The sequence below is a fragment of the Allobosea sp. 117 genome (assembly GCF_000702305.1).
GTDB lineage: Bacteria > Pseudomonadota > Alphaproteobacteria > Rhizobiales > Xanthobacteraceae > Ancylobacter.
Genome location: NZ_JNLC01000010.1, coordinates 950,684 through 970,913 on the forward strand (window position 1 = coordinate 950,684; position 20,230 = coordinate 970,913).

Here is a 20,230-nt window from a genome sequence, read left to right on the forward strand (position 1 = left end):
TCAGCGATCCGCCGGCTGCCGCTCGAGCACCAGCGGCTGCTCGCCGGCCGCGACCCTGGCCAGCAGGGCGTTCCAGTCGCGCACGCCGCGTGTCTCGGTGAAGGCGTTGCCGAACAGCCGGAACGCGTTCTCGCCGGCGACGCGGCAGCGCTCCGGCGCGGCGGCGTAGGCGGCGATGGCGTCGGCGAGCTGTTGCGCCTCGCCGATGCGGAAGGAGAGGCCGCAATCCCCGGCGATCAGCAACTGGGCGATCTCCCCGTCGGGGGCGCCGATGAAGAAGGTCGGCCGTGCCGCCGCCGCGATGCCGAAGAACTTGCTCGGCACCACATAGGGCTCCATCTCCGGCAGCAGCGAGACGAGATGGACGTCCGCCGCCGCCAGGCAGTCGGACAGCAGCTCGCGCGGCTGCAGCGGCTGCATCATCACGTTGCGCAGGCCGCGCTGGCGGACGCCGTCCTCGACCTGCGCGCGGCGGAACCCGTCGCCGACGATCAGGAACACGATGTCGGCGCGGCCGGACAGGCGGGAGGCGGCATCGAGCAGCGTGCCGAATTCGTGCGAGCGCCCGAGATTGCCGGAATAGCCGACCACGAACTTGCCATCGAGCCCCCAGCACCGGCGTAGCACCGAGCGTTCCGCCGGCATCGGACGTATCGCCTCGCCGCTCGCCCAGTGCGGCAGCACGCTCACCCGGTCGGCGGGGATGCCGCGATCCTCCACCACCTTCGCCATGGCGCGGGTCGGCGCCACCGTGCAGCGGGCGGCCCGCAGCGACAGGTCGCGCAGCCGGATCGTGGTCCGCGCGACGAGGCCGCCGCGGGGGATCAGGCCGGCGTCGATGGCGAGTTCCGGGTAGAGGTCCATGATCCAGTTGACCAGCGAGCCGCCGGTCGCCGCCAGCGCCAGCGCGGCGGTGCAGGACAGCAGCGGCGGATCGGTGCAGACGATGCAGATGTCGCCGCGCCGCGTATGCGTCAGCAGCCACATCAGGGCGCTGGCATGGAAGCTGAGATAGTCGAGCGCCCGGCCGGGCAGGGTGCGACGGCCGAACTGCGTGCTCCAGATGCGGTGCACGTCGGTGCCGGACAGCGTCTCGCGCGCCGGGCAGGGCTCCGCCCCGGCCTCGTACCGCGCCCGGCCGGTCAGCACGCGCACCTCGATGCCCTGTGCGGCCAGCGCGAAGGCGAGGCTGCTCACCATCCGGCTGGTGGCCGATTCATCGGGCGAGAAGTAGCGATTGGCGAGGATGATCCGCATCGACGGGAGCCCGCTCGCGGCCGGGATCGCAGCGCGGGGCGAGGGTTCGCCCCATGGTTCGCCCCGATCGGCCACCGAGGCACGCAGGCTCGCCCGCGGCGCGCGGGGCCGCAATTCCGCCGGATGGCGTGTCGCGCCTACGTCGCCGCCGGGTGGATGATCTCAAAGGCGTAGTGCCCGCCTTCGGTCGGGTGAGTCCCGATCGCGGATGGCCACCGGGGAGGTGTGGCACCGCCTCCTTCGACGCGATTGGCTGCCGAAGGCTGACCTGAACGGTCGTCTGCCGATGCTACCCGTCCGGCCTAGACTTGCCGATACGGCGCGATGCGGGCGAGGCGCTTCCGCTGCGCCTTTGGACGGGGTGTCGGATCGGCCGTTCCAGCCGGTCCCGCATCGGTGTGGCGCGGGCCGGATTGTCCGGTGGTGGGGAGTTGGGCATGTCCGAGAAGACGGCCTTGATCGTCGGCGTCACCGGCCAGGACGGCGCCTATCTGGCGGAGTTCCTGCTCGCCAAGGATTATCTGGTCCATGCCGTGAAGCGGCGCTCGTCTTCCTTCAATTCGGCGCGCATCGACCACCTCTATCAGGATCCGCACACCGAGGGCGCGCGGTTCTTCATGCACTATGGTGACCTCACCGATGCCACCAACCTGATCCGCATCATCCAGCAGGTGAAGCCGGACGAGATCTACAATCTCGGGGCGCAGAGCCACGTCAAGGTCAGCTTCGAGACGCCGGAATACACCGCGAACGCCGATGCGCTCGGCACGCTGCGCCTCCTCGAGGCGATCCGCATCCTCGGGCTGGAGGATCGCTGCCGCTTCTACCAGGCTTCCACCTCCGAGCTGTTCGGGCTCGTGCAGACCATACCGCAGACCGAGCGCACGCCGTTCCGGCCGCGCAGCCCCTATGGCGTCGCCAAGCTCTATGCCCACTGGATCACGGTGAACTACCGCGAGGCCTACGGGATGCACGCCTCGAACGGCATATTGTTCAATCATGAAAGCCCGATCCGCGGCGAGACCTTCGTCACCCGCAAGATCACCCGCGGCGTCGCCTCGATCCGTTGCGGGCTGCAGTCGCAGCTCTATCTCGGCAATCTCGACGCCCGCCGCGACTGGGGGCATGCCCGCGACTATGTGCGGGGCATGTGGCAGATCCTCCAGCAGGACGAACCGGACGACTATGTGCTGGCGACCGGCGAGAGCCACACCGTGCGCGAATTCGCCGAGCTCGCCTTCCGGCATATCGGCCGGGTCGTCGAGTGGCGCGGGCGAGGGGTCGGCGAGCTGGGCATCGACGCCGACACCGGCGAGACGCTGATCGCGATCGATCCGCGCCATTTCCGCCCGACCGAGGTCGACACGCTGCTCGGCGACAGCTCGAAGGCGCGCAGCAAGTTCGGCTGGGTGCCGGAGATCGATTTTCCCTCGCTGGTCGCCGAGATGGTCAACCACGATCTGAACGCGGTGCTCATGGAGAGCCGGCGCAATGACCGCTTCGAGTGACGACGGCGCGGCTTTTCCGCTGGATGGCCGACGCATCTGGGTCGCCGGGCACACCGGCATGGTCGGCTCGGCTGTCTGCCGCCGGCTGGCGTTGAGCCGGTGCCTTCTGCTGACCGCCACCCACGCCGAGCTCGACCTGCGCCGCCAGCTCGATGTCGAGCAATGGATGGCGCATCACCGGCCGGATGCGATCGTCGTCGCCGCCGCGACCGTCGGCGGCATCCTCGCCAATGCCAGCCATCCGGCGCGGTTCCTCTACGACAATCTGATGATCGCGGCCAATGTCATCCATACGGCCGACGAGATCGGGGTGCAGCGACTGGTGTTCCTGGGCTCGAGCTGCGTCTATCCCCGGCTCGCGCCGCAGCCGATGCGCGAGGACTACCTGCTGACCGGGCCGCTGGAGGAGACCAACGCCGCCTATGCGGTGGCCAAGATCGCCGGCCTGAAATATGCCGAGGCGATCAGCGCCGAGAAGGGTCGGCATTTCTTTACCGTCATGCCGCCCAACCTCTACGGGCCGGGCGACAATTACGACCCGCAGAGCTCGCATGTCATCCCGGCGCTGATGCGCAAGATCCACGTCGCCAGGCTCTCCGGCGCGCCACGGGTCGAGATATGGGGCACCGGCGCGCCGCTGCGCGAATTCATGCATGTCGACGATCTCGCCGACGCCGTCGTCTTCCTGCTGCAGCACTACCGCGCGACCGAGCTGATCAATGTCGGCACCGGCCGCGAAATCTCGATCCGCGATCTCGCGCGGCTGCTCGCCGAGGTGATCGGCTATGACGGTGCGTTCGCGTTCGATTCCTCCAAGCCGGACGGCACCCCCCGCAAGCTGCTCGACTGTTCGCGCTTCGCGCCGCTCGGCTGGCGGCCCTCGATCGGGCTTCGCGAGGGACTGACGGCGACCTATCGGGACTGGTGCCTCAGGTCCGACGCCGGCGTCGGTGTCGGCGTCCTCTAGAGCCCTTTCCGATCAGCTTGAACCAATCTGATCGACGAGAAAGTGCTCTATCTCAACAGCTTGGAGCATGTTCTCATCGCGAAGGTCTCGCAACTTTCGCGGAACATGCTCCAGGCGCCGGGTTCGTTCCTAGGGCATCGCCACCCCGCCTTGCCGGTCCAGCGCGACGCCCGCGGGAAAGCCCGACGGCCCGGTGGCCTCGCGGCCCGGCGGTGGCGGACCGAAGTTCCGCGTGACGCGCAATATGTCCCGGGGCCGGACTTCCGTGAGCTCGTCGACGGCGACCTCGCGATGCGTGCCGGCATCGTCGCGCACGGTGGAGAGACGGATCGTCGCCGGCGCGCCGGGCAGGTTGGGCTGCGTCTGTCCGAGCTCGGCCAGCGACTGGGTGGAGGCCGCGATCTTCGCCTCGGTGGCGGCGATCTCGACGTCGAGCTGCCGCAGGCCCTCGGCGACCTCGCTGTCGCGCACGTTCTTCAATTCGGCCTTCTGGTAGTCGATCTCCAGAAGCCTCTGCTGCGCCCGCGCCTGGAAGGACTCGAGCTCCAGCGCGTTGCGCTTCATCTCCGAGAGCTCGCGCTGAAGGCCGAACACCCGGGGCCGGGTGCCCATGCCCTTCTCCTGCAGCGACTGGGCGATGTCGGTCTCCTGCTGCAGCAGCTTGATCTCGTTGGCCTGGAGCGCCCGGCTGGCGGCCAGCGAGGAGATCTCGGCCTGGTAGCTGGCGCGCTGGTCGTCGAGGCTCTTCTGCCGCTGCTCGAAGATCAGCTTGCGCAGCGCGAACAGCTTGCCCTCATTGGCGAGGATCCGTTCCACCGTGGCGATGTCGAGGGGACCCTGCGGCTCGGCCCGGCCGGGCGCATAGGCGGCGCCCGCCGCCTCGGCCGACAGCCGTTCGCGCATCGCCTGCTGGCGGAAGCGCTGCAGCCGCAGCCCGTAGAGCCCCTCCTGCAACGCGATGATCTGCAGCGCCGGGGCCTCGCGGGTGCTGCTTTCGCTGCGCCGGACGCCGCCGCCGAGCGCCATCAGCTCCAGCGCGATCATGCCCGGGCGGTACTGATACTGTCCCGGCCGCTCGACGTCGCCGACCACGAAGACCGGCGCATATTCGACGACCTCGATGCTGATCGTGGCGTCGGCCGGCACCCGCCGTTCGAGCGCCTGCTGCAGCCGGGCGACGATCTCGCCCTGCGTCTGGCCGGCGACCGGCAGCTCGCCCAGCAGGGGGAAGTTGATCCGGCCCTCGGGGCCGATGCGGAAGCGCCCCGACAGCGTCGGCTGGTCGAACACCGCCACCGCCAGTGTGTCGCCGGGGCCGACCCGGTATCCGTTCGCGTCCTGCGCCGGCGCCCTGGCCGGCAGCAGGCAGAGCGCCAGCGCCGCTACGGCGGCGAGGGGGGCCTGCGCTCGGGGTTTCGCCCACATCTCTCATCTCCCCTGCGACGAGCAGCCGTCACATGTCGATCTGGCGCGCCTGCACGGCGTCCCCCTGCGACCGGGCAGGGTCGGACTGGGTGGCGTGCCGCGCGCCATAGGAGACGCCATAAGCGGCATGGCGCCCGCGGCTCATGCGGTTGAGCACGATGCCGGCGACATCGACGCTGCACAGGTCGAGTTCGCGCACCGCGCTGGCCGCGGCTTCATAGGTCGTCGACTGCCACCGGACCACCAGCAGCACGGCATCGGCATAGGCGGCGATGGTGGCGGCGTCGGCGCGCATCAGCACCGGTGGCGTGTCGATCAGGACGAAGTCGTAGCGCTGGCGCAGCCGGGCGGCGAGATCGCGCAGCGCGTGGTCGAGGCGGTCCGGCGGCAGTTCGTCCGCCAGCGGCGTCGAGGTGATGACGTCCGCGTTCGACAGCGGATCCTTCTGGATCGCCTCGTCCAGCGTGGCGCGGCCGTTCAGGTAATCGGCGAGCGAGGAGCGGCCCTCGACCCGCATCAATTGGCTCACCTCCGGCCGGCAGGTGTCGCCGTCGACCAGCACGACGCTCCTGCCGGACAGCGCGATGGAGCGGGCGAGCGCCACCGACAGGGTGGTCTTGCCCTCGCCGGGCAGGGCGGAGGCGATGGCGATGACCTTCGCCTTCTTCAGGTGGCGCGACAGCGTGATGGCGGCCTGCAGCTTGCGGATCGACTGGCTGAACATCGAATCCCCGATCGGATAGCGCTGCGCGCCGCCGAACCGCCAGCCGACATCGGGCAGCAGGGCCACGATCGGGCTGCCGGTGGTTTCCTCGATGATCTCGCCGGAGCACACCCGCGCGTCCAGCCGCTCGCGCACGAAGGCGAGGCCGAGGCCGGTGCCGAGCCCGCCGGCGAGGCCGAGGGCGAGCAGCGGCAGCAGCCGGGGGCTGTTCGGGGCGCGCGGCGGATCGGCGCGCGTGATGAGGCTCGCCTCGGGGGCGACGAAACCTTCCTGCTCGATGGTCTGCTTGTACCGGTTGAGGAAGGTGTCGTAGATCGTCCGGGTCGCCGAGGCATCGCGCTCCAACTGGTCGAGCCGGATGCTGTCCTGGTTCTCCGCGGACGCGTCGGCGATGGCCTGGCGCAGCGACGCCTTCAGGTCCTCCTCGCGCCGCCGGGCGACCGTCACGGTGCTTTCCATGCTCTTGACGACGCGCTGCATCTCGGCGGCGATCTGGTCGAGAATGGCCTTGGACTGCACGGCGAGCGAAGGCATGCCCGGGCTGTTCGAGGCGCCGGTCATCTCGAGCTTCTGCTGGCTCCTCTGCAGGGTGGCGAGCTGGTCGCGCAGGCTGACGATGAGCGGCTCGCGCACCACGTCGGCGAAGGTGTCGAGCGCCGCCGGCGTGCGGGCGAGCTCGACCGCCGTGGCGAGCTTGGCCTCGGCCTCGACGCGGTCGGCGCCGGCGCGGGCGATCTCCGCATTGAGCGCGGCGAAGCGCTGTTCGGTCAGGCTGGGGCCGTTGCTCTTCAGAAGGCCCGCGCCGCGGCGAAGCGCGCCGACCTGTTCCTCGGACCGCCCGAGCTTGCTCCTCAGCTCCTCGACCTTCTGGCCGAGCCACTCGCTGACCCGGCGCGTCGCGGCGACCTGGATGTTGGTCTGATAGGCGAGATAGGCCTCGGCATAGGTGTTGGCGAGCAGGGCCGCCAGCGCCGGATCGCCGGCGGTGACATTGACGAAGATCGTGTAGGAGCGCCCGTCATTGCTGACCTGCGTGTTGGAGCGGAGCAGATCCACCAGCGCGGTGTTCTCGGCCGGGTCGAGCACCGCCGTCGCGGCCGCCACGTCGGGAGACGTAGCGGGGGGCGCGTCGGCCTCCCCGTCTCCGAGGATCGCCGCCACATTGCCGCGGAAGGCGAGCGCCAGCTTCGCCCGCATGCTGGGCAGTTCGATCATCTGGCTGAGCTGTTCCAGCGTTTCGGGCTTGAGCCGCCGCAGCACGTTCTCCGCCATCGAGCGCGAGGCGATCACGTCGAGTTCGGTGCGCAGCACCGGGTTCTCCTGCGGCAGGCGCGAGATGACGGCGGCTGAGGGGATGACCTCGGTGATGCGCGCGTCGAGCGCCAGCGCCGACTGGGCGACATAGCGCGCCGGCGTCATCTTGTAGGCGAGCACGGCCAGTCCCAGGCCGAGCAGGACAGGGATCCCGACCAGCGCCTTGTGCCAGACGATCAGGCGGAACGGCGCGAACATGCCGTCGCCTGACCCGGAGAATTGACGATCGGATTCGATCACGACCGGTCTCTATGATGCGAGTTGCGCCAGGGCATTTCCTCGTCGATCGGAGGGAAACGTCCGGTCGACGAGGCGCGGCTTTCCTGCGCCCCGTGCCGATCGGGCGGGGCCGCTCGATCGGCTCGGAAGCGTCCATTCCAGACGTTCGGGCATGTTCCGCCGGAAGGAGCAGCCTGCGTCCCGCGCGGCGGAATGTGCTCGATCTACCAGGATATAGTGTTGTCCATAGTGCCGTTCGCCGAGGTGTCGTCGCCGTTCAGTTGCTTGTTCATGATGAAGGACGCCTCGGTGCGGTTCCGGGCGTGGAGCTTCTTCATGATGCTGCGGATATGAACTTTCACGGTGCTCTCGCACATGTTCAGCTCATAGGCGATCAGCTTGTTCGCCTTGCCGCGCCGCAACGCCTCGGCCACCGCCTGCTGGCGTGGCGTGAAGGTCGTGTCGGTCTGCTGCTTGGCGGCCTGCGACATCTCCTTGATGATCCGGCGCGACCACAGCAGGACACCCGCCGGCACATAGACGCCGCCGGCCTTGACCAGATGCATGGCCTGCAGGGCGACCTCCAGCCGCACGCTGGTCGGAATGAAGCCGTGGGCGCCCGCCTCGATGACGGCGACGATCTCCTCGAAATCGTCGATGTCCGACATGACGATCAGGTGGATGTCGGGGTGGCCGGAGGTGATCGCCGCGATCTGCCGCAGGAATTCGGCCGAGCGCGGCTTCCGCCACTCCTTGCACATGATGATGATGTCGAAATGTTCGCTCGACGCGACATCGTCGAAATGATCCAGCGACGAGAAGTGCTGGACCGACAGGCCGTTGTCGATCATTCCAAGGCTTCGTGCGAAGCATTCCCGCAGCAATACCCGATCGTCGATCAGGGCGATGTCCATGCGGTTGTGCGCCTGGCTGCCGCCATTCGGCAGCACATCGTCATTCATCTGTTGGTCATGCGATGGAAGTAGCGACGTTATTGCCTTGATTGGTAGAATATCGATGCGATTCTGTTGGGCGCTCATTCCAGACTCCCGCGCTTGAACGGACGAACGGGATCGTTGACCCAGCCGGACGGCTTTCGCCGGTCGGGCCATTATGGCGTCGCTGCAGAGCCATGTGGCTTATGTCAGCTTCAGACCGCCTGATCCTCGGTCCGTTCCAATTGCCAGCCCGCCGATGCGTTCCGGTTTTCAGCCTCCCTGCGCCGGATACCGCTACTGTGGCAATAGCTTGGTATTCGACACCAAATAATTGCACTTTCGTAACATCTCACGCTGTGATGGCCGTCACATGTTGCGTTAATTTTCTATAAACACTTGTTGTTTGTGGGCAGGCTGGAAAGGATGAGCGGCGCTACGCCTTTCGAGGGTGGCGTGCCGCCGGGCAATGGTAATGGGCAACGGTTCGCCCGCAGCGTTCCGTAAATGCCCGGCAAACAACGTGTTGGTCGTGTTGCGCAACGTGACCGCCCATGGCCGAGCTGCCGCTCTGATCGGCTGGCATGCGCACCCGCGCATCGCCTTCTACCTCTTCCGGGTGAGGGCGGCGTCCCGTTTATGCGCATCGCCGCGTCCGCAATAGCGCGAGGGCGGAATCCGCGCGCTGCCTAACATCGGGGGCGACGCGTCGAGGACCCGGCGTCCGGGCCTGGGGACGCTGTGCCTGTCGGATGCGAGGAGGCGACATGGATGCCTCGGCGATTGTCGAGCCCGCGCGTAGCCGTGCCGGTCACGACGCGATCTGCCGTCTGTGCGGTCGGCAGCTTGTCCATTCCTTCGCGGATCTCGGCATGTCGCCGCTGTGCGAAAGCTTCATAGCGCCGCACAACGCCGACAAGATGGAGCCGTACTATCCGCTGCACGCCTTCGTCTGCGACAACTGCTTTCTCGTGCAGTTGAACCAGTATGTCGCGCCCGAGAGCATCTTCGGGGAATACGCCTACTTCTCCTCCTATTCGACCTCGTGGCTGGCGCACGCCAAGGCCTATTGCCACGCCATCGCCGTGCGCCTCGACCTCGGGCCGCAGAGCCTCGTGGTCGAGCTCGCCAGCAACGACGGATATCTGCTGCGCAACTTCCCCGCGCTCGGCGTGCCGGTGCTGGGCATCGAGCCCGCCGCGAACGTGGCGGCCATCGGCCTGGCGATGGGCATACCGACCCGCATCGACTTCTTCGGCGTGCGTCTGGCAAAGCAACTGGTCGCCGAAGGCATGAGCGCCGACCTGATCGTCGGCAACAACGTGCTCGCCCAGGTGCCGGACCTCAACGATTTCGTCGCCGGCATGAAGCTTCTGCTGAAGCCGCAGGGCACCATCACGCTGGAATTCCCGCATCTCGAAAGGCTGATGGACGAGAACCAGTTCGACACCATCTACCACGAGCACTTCTCCTATTTCTCGCTGACCACCATCCGCTTCATGGCGGCGCGGCACGATCTGGCGGTGACGGATGTCGAGGAGCTTGCCACCCATGGCGGCTCGCTGCGCGTCTATCTCGGCCATGCGGAGGCCGGCCAGCCGGTCGGTCCTGCCGTCGCCCGGCTGATCGCGCGGGAGGAGGCGAGGGGCCTGCGCGACGTCGCCACCTATGCGCGCTTCGCCGAGAAGGTGCGACGCACCAAGCGCAACCTGCTCGCCTTCCTGATCGACGCCAAGAACCGCGGCCGGAGGATCTGCGGCTATGGCGCCCCGGGCAAGGGCAACACCCTGCTGAACTATTGCGGCATCGGTCCCGACTTCCTCGACTTCACCGTCGACCGCAACCCCTACAAGCACGGTCGGCTCACCCCCGGCATGCGCATCCCGATCCGCCCGGTCGACGCGCTTCTGGCGGCGCGGCCGGACTATGTGCTGATCCTGCCCTGGAACCTGAAGGCCGAGATCGTCGAGCAGATGCGCGCCATCGCCGGATGGGGCGGCGTCTTCGTCGTACCCATTCCCGAGCTCGCTTTGATCGATCCCAAGGAGCCCCTGCCATGAAAGTCGTGCTGTTCTGCGGCGGACTGGGTACCCGGATCCGCGAATATTCCGAGGCGGTGCCGAAACCGATGATACCGATCGGCCACCAGCCGATCCTCTGGCACGTGATGCAGTATTACAGCGATTACGGGCACAAGGACTTCCTGCTCTGCCTCGGCTACAAGGCGAACATCATCAAGGAATTCTTCCTGAACTACCGGCCCCAGATCTACGCCGACTGTGTGATCTCCAACGGCGGCGGCGACGTGCGCCTGCTCAGCGAGCCGCCGGCCGACTGGCGGGTGACGCTGATCGACACCGGCATCTGGCGCAACATCGGCGAGCGGCTCTACGCCGTGCGCGAACATCTGAAGGACGAGGAGATGTTCCTCGCCAATTACAGCGACGGCCTGACCGACGTCGATCTCGACGACATGGTCGCCCGCTTCCGGGCAAGCGGGAAGCTCGCCTGCTTCCTCGCCGTGCGCCCGCCGCTGACCTACCACCTCGCCGACATCGACGGCGAGGGCCGGGTGCGCAAGTTCACCAGCTCCGACACCTCGGACATCTGGATCAATGGCGGCTATTTCCTGATGCGCCCGCAGCTCTTCGACTACATGCGCGAGGGCGAGGAACTGGTGCTCGACCCGTTCGCACGGCTGATCGCCGACGACCAGCTCATGGCCTACAAGCATGAGGGCTTCTGGCGCTCGATGGACACGCTCAAGGACCGGCAGGTGCTCGAGGACATGGTCGAGCACGGCAGGACGCCCTGGCGCCCGAGCGCCGCGCCGGCGCATGCCGGCATCGGGGCGATGGCTGTCCGATGAAGCCGCTCGCCATCGCGCGTCCGGGCGAGCGCCTCTCGGTCCTGTGCCTCGGCGCCCATGCCGACGACATCGAGATCGGCGCCGGCGGCACCATCCTGGAATGGATCGCCGCCGGCATCGAGCTCGATGCGACGTGGTGCGTGCTGAGCACGCCCGGCCCGCGCCGGGCGGAGGCCGAGGCGTCCGCCGCCGCCTTCCTCGAAGGCGCCGCCGATCGCTGGATCGAGTCCGGCGATTTCGACGACGGCCTGTTCCCGAGCCAGCTTCGCGCGATCAAGGCCCATCTCGCTGGCTTGCGCGAGCGCATCCGGCCCGATGTCGTCCTCACCCACCGCCGGGACGACGCGCATCAGGACCACAGGACGGTCGGCGAGCTCACCTGGAACCTGTTCCGCGACCATCTCGTGCTCGAATACGAGATCCCGAAATGGGACGGCGATGTCGGCCGGCCGAACCTCTACATGCCGCTCGGCGCGCGGGCGATGGAGCGCAAGATCGAGCTGCTCGACGCCCATTTCGGCTCGCAGCGCTCCAAGGACTGGTTCGACGCCGAGACCTTCCGGGGCCTCGCCCGGTTGCGAGGCATGGAATGCCGCGCCCCGGAACGCTACGCCGAGGCCTTCGTCGCGCCCAAGCTCACGCTCGGCGTCTCGGGCAACATGCCCGCGTTGCGGGCGGCCGAGTGAAAAGCGGCTGCTCGTCAGCGCCGGGATGGCCCGCTGCGGACTCCCGTGCACTCCGACCCTCCCTGAGCGCGGCCATGTCCTCCCCGAACGCGATCCGGGCATCCATACGGGTGTGCAGGTGGGAAGGAAGGCGTGAACCCGGAGCGGGTGGCGGCAGAGCGACCTCGTCATGCTGAGGTGCCGCCCGGAGGGCGGCCTCGAAGCACGCAGGCGGGTGCCGGCCCAGCGGCCGTTGCACCGGCATCGTGCCCTGCATCGGCCGTCTGCGTCCTTCGAGGCTCGCTGCGCGAGCGCCTCAGGATGACGAGGGGCAGGACTGGTAGGAGGTATTTTATTCCTCCCCACGCGCCCCTCCTGCACGCCGCGTCCCACCCCATGCGCCGTCATGCCCGGCCTTTGAGCCGGGCATCCACGCCTTTAGCCCATCGCACTGACGGAGCCGCGTGGATGGCCGGGTCAAGCCCGGCCATGACGAGTGGAGACGGTGGAGAATGGCTACGAAGTGCCGCGAGCGCTCCGATCCTAGGAATTATTTCCTTGATCTTTGCCCCCGACGCTGCCATGCTTCCCCCACCTCGTCCTTCCTGAAGGGGCGCAACCGGAGCGGCCGATGGCGCGGGGCGGGGTGCGGTGGCTTTATCGTGCGGAGTAACGCACCACGCGATGAGGCGGCCCAAGCCGCACGTTCCCGGGCCGGGTAACCACGGCCAACGGTGGGCGGGGGGCTGGTGCTGCGACAGGCGATCCATAAGGACCGCCATCGGGCGACCGGCGCCGCCCCGGAGCGGAGGATAGCAAGGTTAGTCCTCCGGGGGCCGTGCGGAGCAAGCCTATAGACACCGCGTGCGGGGCGCCGGAGACCGGCGCATCGGACGATTGACGACCAGTCTGCACCACCTTTCATCACCCGGTGCAGGCGATCGGCCGGAGCGGTCCGGCCCGGTGCCCCGCGCGCCCTTCGAGCGAAGGGCGAGAATGCAAGGTGCCTCATCCACACCCCCGGCCCGGTCAGGGCGCGGGGCGATTGGTGCTGGGCGGCAGGAATCCGGCAGAACGGCCGTGTCTTTTTGGGGCGGGGTTCCCTGGCGGCCTCCGCCGCTCTCGCGATCGCCGCCCGTTCCCATCGGCCGCCATCCTCTGCTACACCCGGCGCCGCCTTTCCTCGCCGGACGATCGATGCAGCACATCCGCTCCGCCGCCTTCTTCGCCTTCCTCGTGATCTGGACGCTCGCCCTGTCCGCCACGATCCCTTTCTATGCTCTGCTGCGCGACCCGGCGGCGACGCGGCGCCTGTCGCGCTTCTGGGCGCGCGGCGTGTTGGCGGCGATGCGGGTGATCGCCGGCCTCGGCTATCGCGAGATCGGCCGCGCCAACCGGCCGGACGGCCCGGCGCTCTATGTCGCCAACCACCAGTCGGCCTGGGAGACCATCGCCAGCGCCGTGCTGATCCCCGACCTCGCCATCGTGCTGAAGGAAGAGCTCTACCGCATCCCGGTGTTCGGCTGGTTCCTGCGCAACTCGCCGATGATCGCCATCGACCGCGCCGGCGGGGCCAGCGCGATGAAGAAGATGCTGCGCGAGGCGCGCGCCGCCACGGCGCAGGGCCGCAGCCTGCTCATCTTCCCGGAGGGCACGCGCCGCGCGGTGGACGAGCGCGCCAGCTTCCACCGCGGCGTGCTGATGCTCTACAAGGCGCTCGGCCTGCCCGCCGTGCCGATGGCGGTGGATGCCGGTCTCTATTGGATCGCCCGCCGCTCCGAGCTCAGGGCCGGCACCATCACCGTCTCCTATCTGCCGCCGCTGCCGCCGGGCCTGCCCGACGAGGACTTCATGCGGACCATACGAACGGTCATCTATGCCGAGCGCGACCGGCTGGTCGCTGAAGCGGGGAGTAAGCCATGAGTGCGACCGGGCAGGCCGGTGTGGTCATCGTCGGCGGAGGGCAGGGCGGCTTCCAGCTCGCCGCCTCCCTGCGCGAGGCCGGCTTTTCGGAGGCGATCACGCTGGTCGGCGAGGAGCCGGGCCTGCCCTATCAACGCCCGCCGCTCTCGAAAGCCTTCCTCAAGGGCGAGGCGGACGCCACCAGCCTCGAGCTGCGCCCCGCCGCCTTCTACGAGCAGCACGACGTCACCCTCATGGAAGGCCGGGTCGAGGCGATCGACCGTGGCGCGCGCAGCCTCGCCTTGGCCGGTGGCGGGCGGCTCGCCTATGACCATCTCGTGCTGGCGACCGGCGCGCGCAACAGGCCGCTCCCCGTTCCGGGGGCCGATCTCGACGGCGTTCTCTATCTACGCACCCTTGCCGAGGCGGCGGAGCTCAAGGCGCGGCTCGCGGGGGCAAGCGGCGTCGTGGTGATCGGCGCCGGCTTCATCGGTCTCGAATTCGCCGCCGTCGCCCGTGCCCTCGGCCATGAGGTGACGGTGCTGGAGGCCGCCGGCCGCCCGCTCGGCCGCGCCGTCTCGCCGGAAATGTCCGCCTTCTTCGGCGAGGCGCACCGGGCGATGGGCACGCGCCTCGTCACCGGCGCCGGCGTCGTGCGCCTGCACGGGGAGGGCGGGCGCGTGAGCGCGGTCGAGACCGCCGACGGCGCGCGCCACCCGGCCGATCTCGTGGTGGTCGGCATCGGCGTGGTGCCGAACACAGAGCTCGCCAGCGAAGCCGCGCTTCCCGCCGTCAACGGCATCCTGGTCGACGAATATCTCGCCACCCCCGACCCGGCGATCTCCGCCATCGGCGACGCCGTCGCCTATCCGAGTGTGCATGCGGGGTCGGTGGTGCGGCTCGAATCCGTGCAGAACGCCGTCGATCAGGCCCGCTGCGTCGCCGCCCGGCTCGCCGGAAAGCCTGCGCCCTATACGGCGGTGCCGTGGTTCTGGAGCGACCAGGCCGATCTCAAGCTGCAGATGGTCGGCCTCGCCGCCCCCGGCGACCACGCCGTGCTGCGCGGCGATCCCGCCTCCCGCCGCTTCTCGGTGTTCCGTTTCCGCGATGGCCGGCTCACCGCCATCGAGAGCGTCAACCGCCCGGCCGACCACATGCTCGGCCGCCGCCTGCTGGCCGGCACGCCGGTGCTCACGCCCGAGCAGGCTGCCGACGAGAGCTTCGATCTGAAGGGCCTGCTGGCGAGGTAAGCCCGTGATTCCGTGGATCCTGCTCGACACCGCGAAAGTACCCGACGGGCCGGGCGAACTGCGCCTCAAGCAGCGGGGCGACGAATTCTCCATCATGTCCGGTACGACGGAGCTGATGAACAGCCGCCTCAGCGGCTCGGAGCAGGCGCTCGCCAGCCTCGTCTGCGAGCGGCTGAAGGATCGTCCCGCCCCGCATCTGCTGATCGGGGGCCTCGGCATGGGCTTCACCCTGCGCGCGGCGCTGGACGGCCTGCCGCGCCAGGCCCGCGTCACCGTCGCAGAACTGGTGCCGGCGGTGATCGACTGGGCGCGCGGTCCGATGGCCGCGATCTTCGGTGACAGCCTCGACGATCCCCGCGTCGCATTGCACGCCGGCGATGTCGGCGGCCTGATCCGCGCAGGGCGGGCGGCGTATGACGCCATCCTGCTCGATGTCGACAATGGGCCGGACGGACTGACCCGCCCCGCCAATGACGGCCTCTACGACATGACCGGCCTCGGCATCGCTTATGCCGCGCTGCGTCCGGGCGGCGTGCTGGCGGTGTGGTCCTCGGCGCCCGACCGCGGCTTCACTGCGCGCCTATGCAAGGCCGGCTTCCGCACCGAGGAGGTGCCGGTGCGCGCCAACGGCAGGCGCGGCGGCGCCCGCCACGTCATCTGGCTGGCGACACGGGTGGGGTAAGCGCCGGGCCTTCCCGGCAGCCGGCGCGGGGCCTATCATCGGCGCTCCCGTCACCTCCCGGTTCCGCCGATGGCCTTCTCGCTGCGCCAGCTCCAGTATTTCGTGGCCGTGGCCGAGAATGGCTCGGTCTCATCGGCGGCGCATATCCTGTCCATCTCGCAGTCGACCGTCACCGAGGCGCTGCGCGAGCTGGAGCTGGACCTCGGTTTCAAGCTGCTCGACCGCCATGCGCGCGGCGCCGACCTGACGCTGAAGGGTCATCATTTCCTGCGCCATGCGCGCAAGATCCTCGCCGATGTGGCCGATGCCCGCCGCGCGCTCTCGGCCGGCGACGCGGCCGCGCTGTCGGGGCGCCTGTCGGTCGGGGTGACGCCGCTGGTCGCCGGCTATGTCTTCTCCGACCTGCTGGCCCGCTTCCGTCGGGCCTTCCCGGATGTCGTGGTCGAGGCGGTGGAGGATGCCGGTGACTATCTCGAGCACCTGCTCGTCGGCGGCGAACTCGATGTCGCCGTGATGGTGCTGCCGCCCGGCCGGCGTTCGTCCGCGCTGCAGACCGAGCTGGTCGAGGTCTCGCCCTATCGCGTCTGGCTGCCGCTCGGCCATCCGGCCGCCGCCGAGGAGCGGGTTTCCATGCGCGATCTCGCCGGTGAGGCGCATGTGCTGCTGACCATTGACGAGATCGCGGAAGCTTCCGAGATCGTGTGGCGGCGGCTCGGCCTGCGCCCGCCGGTGTGCTTCCGCACCCGCTCGGTGGAGGCGGTGCGCAGCCTGGTGGCGACCGGGGCAGGCGTCGCTGTGCTGCCGGACCTCACCTATCGCCCGTGGTCGCTGGAAGGCGACAAGATCGAGGCGCGCGCGCTCGCGGAGGAACTGCCCGCCATCGAGGTCGCGACCGCCTGGCGGCGCGGCTCGCCGCTCGGCCCCGCCGCTACCGGCTTCGTCTCGGTGGCGGCGACCCGGCATGGCAAGTCGCGTTGAGATTGGCGCGGTGAGCGTGAGATGCTCACGCATTAATCATCGGTTTTTCCGATGCCTCCCTTCTGATCTTTGGTGTGGCGCGGGACCGGACGTCGCGTCAGACTTCCCGCCAAAGGGCCGCTCCAGCGGTCTGCAGAACAGAGGGAACCGTCATGCGCGCTCAACATCTTCTGGCGTTCGCCGCCTGCGCCTCGCTCAGCCTTCAGCCGGCTTTCGCCGCCGAGATGAAGTCCATCGGAAAGGGCGAGGGGCAGGTCGATATCGTCGCCTGGCCCGGCTATATCGAGCGCGGCGAGACCGACAAGGCCTATGACTGGGTCACCGCCTTCGAGAAGAAGACCGGCTGCAAGGTCAATGTGAAGACCGCCGGCACCTCGGACGAGATGGTGGCGCTGATGAACGAGGGCGGCTTCGACCTCGTGACCGCGAGCGGCGACGCCTCGCTGCGCCTCATCGCCGGCAAGAAGGTCGCGCCGGTGAACGTGAAGCTGATCAAGAGCTGGTCGAGCGTCGATTCCCGCCTGCAGGACGCGCCCTGGCACACGGTGAACGGCGTGCACTACGGCGTGCCCTATCAGTGGGGCTCTAACGTGCTGATGTACAACACGGAAGCCTTCAAGGGCGAGGCGCCGAAGAGCTGGAAGGTGGTGTTCGAGGAGATGGACCTGCCGGACGGCAAGTCCAACAAGGGTCGGGTGCAGGCCTTCGACGGGCCGATCTACATCGCCGATGCGGCGCTCTACCTGATGGCGACCAAGCCCGATCTCGGCATCAAGGACCCCTATGAACTCACCGAGGAGCAGTACAAGGCGGCGCTCGACCTGCTGCGCGGCCAGCGCAAGATCGTGCAGCGCTACTGGCACGACGCCATGGTGCAGGTCGACGACTTCACCAATGAGGGTGTGGTCGCCTCCTCCTCCTGGCCGTTCCAGGTGAATCTGCTGGTCAGCCAGAAGAAGCCGATCGCCTCGACCCTGCCGGCCGAAGGCGCCACGGGATGGGCCGACACCACCATGATGCATGTCGACGCCAAGCATCCGAACTGCGCCTATATGTGGATGGAGCACTCCATCGACCCGAAGGTGCAGGGCGATCTCGCCGCCTGGTTCGGTTCGGTGCCGTCAGTCCCCGCCGCCTGCAAGGGCAACGACCTGCTCGGGGCCGAGGGCTGCAAGACCAACGGCGCCGAGGATTTCGAGAAGATCCACTTCTGGCGCACCCCGGTCGCCAAGTGCCCGACCCAGGCCGCCGGCTGCGTGCCCTATTATCGCTGGGTGTCGGACTACATCGCCGTGCTCGGCGGGCGGTAGGCTGCCTCCATTCTCCCTCCCCCCGAGCGGGGGGAGGGACGGGGAGCTGCTTCGCGGCGAGTCTTCGCTGGGTCCCGGATCGGCGCTGCGCCGTGCGCAGCTTGTCCGGGACGCGAGGTTCTGTTTCCCGGGCAAGTGACGCCGCAGGCGGAACGCCGATCCGGGATCCGGGAAAGACTCCGCGCAGCGGCAACATTGTCTTCAACATCCGGCCGAAAGCTGTCTCCTTTGCACGCCACGATCGACACCACGACCGTCACCTCCGCCGTCCGCTTCGTGGACGTCGAGAAGCATTTCGGCGCGGTGAAGGCGGTTGATGGCGTCTATCTCTCCATCGCGCCGGGCGAGTTCTTCGCCATGCTCGGCCCCTCGGGCTCCGGCAAGACCACCTGCCTGCGCCTCATCGCCGGATTCGAGCAGCCCGATGCCGGCCATATCGAGATCTTCGGCGAGACGGTGGAGGGCCTGCCGCCCTACCGGCGCGCGGTGAACACCGTGTTCCAGGACTATGCGCTTTTCCCGCATCTCTCGGTCGGCGACAATGTCGCCTATGGCCTGCGCGTACGCGGCGTCGGGCGGGCGGAGCGCGAGAAGCTCGCTCGCGAGGCGCTCGCCATGGTCAAGCTCGCCGGCATGGAGACGCGCCGGCCGGCGCAGCTCTCCGGCGGCCAGCGCCAGCGCGTGGCGCTCGCCCGCGCTCTCGTGGTGCGTCCCAAGGTGCTGCTGCTGGACGAGCCGCTCGGCGCCCTCGACCTCAAGCTGCGCGAGGAGATGCAGGTCGAATTGAAGGGCCTGCAGCGGGCGCTCGGCCTCACCTTCGTCTTCGTGACGCATGATCAGGGCGAGGCGCTCTCCATGGCGGATCGCGTCGCCGTCTTCAACGAGGGCCGCATCGTGCAAGTCGGCCCGCCGGAGGAGGTCTATGAGCGCCCGGCGACGCGCTTCGTCGCCGGCTTCGTCGGCTCCGCCAATGTGCTGAGCGCGGCGGAGGCGGAGGCGCTGGGCGGCGCCGCGCGCCCGTCCAGCCTGCGCCCCGAGAAGATCGCCCTGTTGGCCGAGGGCCAGGAGGCGGCCGCCGGCGCGCGGGCCTTCGAGGCGACGGTCTTCGACGTCTCCTATCAGGGCCCGGTCCGACGCATCACCGCCCGCACCCCGGCGGGCATCGCACTGGCCGCCGTGATTCCCGCCGGCGAGGCGGGCGCGCTCGCACGCGGCGACCGGGTGAGGCTCGCCGTGCCCGCCGCCGCGCTCCAGCCGATGGAGGGGGAGGTCGCATGAGCCTCGCCGCCCTCGATCTCGACCACCCGCCGGAGAGCCTAGGTCGCCGCCTCTCCGACGTGATCCTGCGCAATCGCGGCCTGCTGACGCTGCTCCTCCTCGTGCCGCCGCTGCTGTGGCTCGGCATCGTCTATCTCGGCAGCCTGTTCGTCTTCCTCGCCCAGTCGATCTTCTCGATCGACGAGTTCTCCGGGACCATCGTGCGCGAGCCGACCTTCGCGACGCTGATCGAGCTGTTCCAGCCGGCGAATTTCGACATCCTGCAGCGCACTGTCGGCATAGCCACGGCGGTCACGCTGCTCTGCGCGCTGATCGGCTTTCCGATCGCCTATTACGCGGCGCGCTATGCCGGCCCGCGCGCCAAGGCGGCCTTCTATCTCGCGGTGATGATGCCGCTGTGGTCCAGCTATCTCGTCAAGGTCTATGGCTGGAAGCTGCTGCTAGCGAAGGAAGGCGCCATCGGCTGGTTCGCCTCGCGCCTCGGACTCGGTGGCGCGCTGGAGGCGTGGCTTGCCCTGCCGGTGGTCGGCGGCCCGTCGCTGTCGGTCAGCTACACCGGCATGGTGCTGACCTTCACCTATCTCTGGCTGCCCTTTATGATCCTGCCAATGCAGGCGGCGCTGGAACGGGTGCCGCCGAGCCTGATCGAGGCGGCGGGCGATCTCGGCGCCAGTCCCGCCAAGGTTTTCCGCACGGTGATCCTGCCGCTCGCCATGCCCGGCGTGGTGGCGGGCGCCATCTTCACCTTCTCGCTGACGCTGGGCGACTACATCGTGCCGCAGATCATCGGCACCTCGGCCCTCGTGCTCGGGCAGGCGGTCTACACGCTGCAGGGCACCGCCGGGAACATCCCGCTCGCCGCCGCCTTCTCGCTGGTGCCGATCCTCGTCATGGCGCTGTTCCTTACCCTCGCGAAGAAGACGGGGGCGTTCGATGCGCTGTGAGGG

Annotated in this window: 16 protein-coding genes; 12 read left to right on the top strand and 4 right to left on the bottom strand. The window is 68.7% G+C overall.

Features of this window, described 5'->3' with window-relative positions:
* Positions 1–1,257 carry a glycosyltransferase family 4 protein gene (locus tag U742_RS0106510; RefSeq protein WP_029351216.1) on the bottom strand — a complete coding sequence of 419 codons (1,257 nt, stop codon included), beginning with the start codon at positions 1,255–1,257 and terminating at the stop codon, positions 1–3.
* 437 nt (positions 1,258–1,694) lie between these two features.
* Between U742_RS0106510 and gmd the strand changes: the two genes are divergently transcribed.
* Both gmd and U742_RS0106520 read left to right on the top strand, forming a co-directional pair.
* Positions 1,695–2,765 (top strand): GDP-mannose 4,6-dehydratase, encoded by a 1,071-nt coding sequence (gene gmd, locus U742_RS0106515; protein ID WP_029351218.1) that lies wholly within the window; start codon positions 1,695–1,697, stop codon positions 2,763–2,765.
* Positions 2,749–3,732, top strand: a complete 984-nt coding sequence (locus U742_RS0106520) for a GDP-L-fucose synthase family protein (protein ID WP_029351220.1) — start codon at positions 2,749–2,751, stop codon at positions 3,730–3,732. The genes gmd and U742_RS0106520 overlap by 17 nt, the downstream gene beginning before the upstream one ends.
* Before the next feature lie 129 nt (positions 3,733–3,861).
* Here U742_RS0106520 and U742_RS0106525 read toward each other — a convergent pair whose 3' ends face one another.
* From U742_RS0106525 to U742_RS0106535, 3 genes are all read right to left on the bottom strand, one after another.
* Positions 3,862–5,157, bottom strand: coding sequence for a polysaccharide biosynthesis/export family protein (locus U742_RS0106525; protein WP_029351222.1), 1,296 nt, complete (start codon positions 5,155–5,157; stop codon positions 3,862–3,864).
* Between the two features lie 28 nt (positions 5,158–5,185).
* Positions 5,186–7,393, bottom strand: a complete 2,208-nt coding sequence (locus U742_RS0106530) for a GumC family protein (RefSeq protein ID WP_156034141.1) — start codon at positions 7,391–7,393, stop codon at positions 5,186–5,188.
* Positions 7,394–7,638: 245 nt separating this feature from the next.
* On the bottom strand, positions 7,639–8,526 hold the full coding sequence (locus tag U742_RS0106535; protein WP_081852857.1) for a LuxR C-terminal-related transcriptional regulator: 888 nt from the start codon (positions 8,524–8,526) through the stop codon (positions 7,639–7,641).
* Between the two features lie 590 nt (positions 8,527–9,116).
* On the opposite strand from U742_RS0106535, the gene U742_RS0106540 reads away from it, so the two are divergent.
* The 10 genes from U742_RS0106540 (at position 9,117) to U742_RS0106585 (ending at position 20,227) form a co-directional block, all read left to right on the top strand.
* Positions 9,117–10,409, top strand: coding sequence for a class I SAM-dependent methyltransferase (locus tag U742_RS0106540; protein WP_029351230.1), 1,293 nt, complete (start codon positions 9,117–9,119; stop codon positions 10,407–10,409).
* A complete protein-coding gene (locus U742_RS0106545; RefSeq protein WP_029351232.1) occupies positions 10,406–11,218 on the top strand; it encodes a glucose-1-phosphate cytidylyltransferase in 813 nt (270 codons plus the stop codon). The genes U742_RS0106540 and U742_RS0106545 overlap by 4 nt, the downstream gene beginning before the upstream one ends.
* Positions 11,215–11,904, top strand: coding sequence for a PIG-L deacetylase family protein (locus U742_RS0106550; protein ID WP_051660899.1), 690 nt, complete (start codon positions 11,215–11,217; stop codon positions 11,902–11,904). The genes U742_RS0106545 and U742_RS0106550 overlap by 4 nt, the downstream gene beginning before the upstream one ends.
* A 1,176-nt stretch (positions 11,905–13,080) precedes the next feature.
* On the top strand, positions 13,081–13,806 hold the full coding sequence (locus tag U742_RS0106555; protein WP_029351237.1) for a lysophospholipid acyltransferase family protein: 726 nt from the start codon (positions 13,081–13,083) through the stop codon (positions 13,804–13,806).
* Positions 13,803–15,035, top strand: a complete 1,233-nt coding sequence (locus U742_RS0106560; protein WP_029351239.1) for an NAD(P)/FAD-dependent oxidoreductase — start codon at positions 13,803–13,805, stop codon at positions 15,033–15,035. Before U742_RS0106555 ends, U742_RS0106560 begins: the two co-directional genes overlap by 4 nt.
* Before the next feature lie 4 nt (positions 15,036–15,039).
* Positions 15,040–15,717, top strand: coding sequence for a spermine/spermidine synthase domain-containing protein (locus U742_RS0106565; protein WP_029351241.1), 678 nt, complete (start codon positions 15,040–15,042; stop codon positions 15,715–15,717).
* Positions 15,718–15,786: 69 nt separating this feature from the next.
* Positions 15,787–16,695, top strand: coding sequence for a LysR family transcriptional regulator (locus tag U742_RS0106570; RefSeq protein WP_029351242.1), 909 nt, complete (start codon positions 15,787–15,789; stop codon positions 16,693–16,695).
* A 224-nt stretch (positions 16,696–16,919) separates the two neighbouring features.
* A complete protein-coding gene (locus U742_RS0106575) occupies positions 16,920–18,005 on the top strand; it encodes an ABC transporter substrate-binding protein (RefSeq protein WP_348981011.1) in 1,086 nt (361 codons plus the stop codon).
* Positions 18,006–18,233: 228 nt separating this feature from the next.
* The gene (locus U742_RS0106580; RefSeq protein ID WP_197028187.1) at positions 18,234–19,283 is read left to right on the top strand and encodes an ABC transporter ATP-binding protein; all 1,050 of its coding nucleotides are present in this window, start codon (positions 18,234–18,236) and stop codon (positions 19,281–19,283) included.
* Positions 19,280–20,227, top strand: coding sequence for an ABC transporter permease (locus U742_RS0106585; protein WP_029351247.1), 948 nt, complete (start codon positions 19,280–19,282; stop codon positions 20,225–20,227). The genes U742_RS0106580 and U742_RS0106585 overlap by 4 nt, the downstream gene beginning before the upstream one ends.
* Positions 20,228–20,230 lie beyond the last annotated feature (3 nt).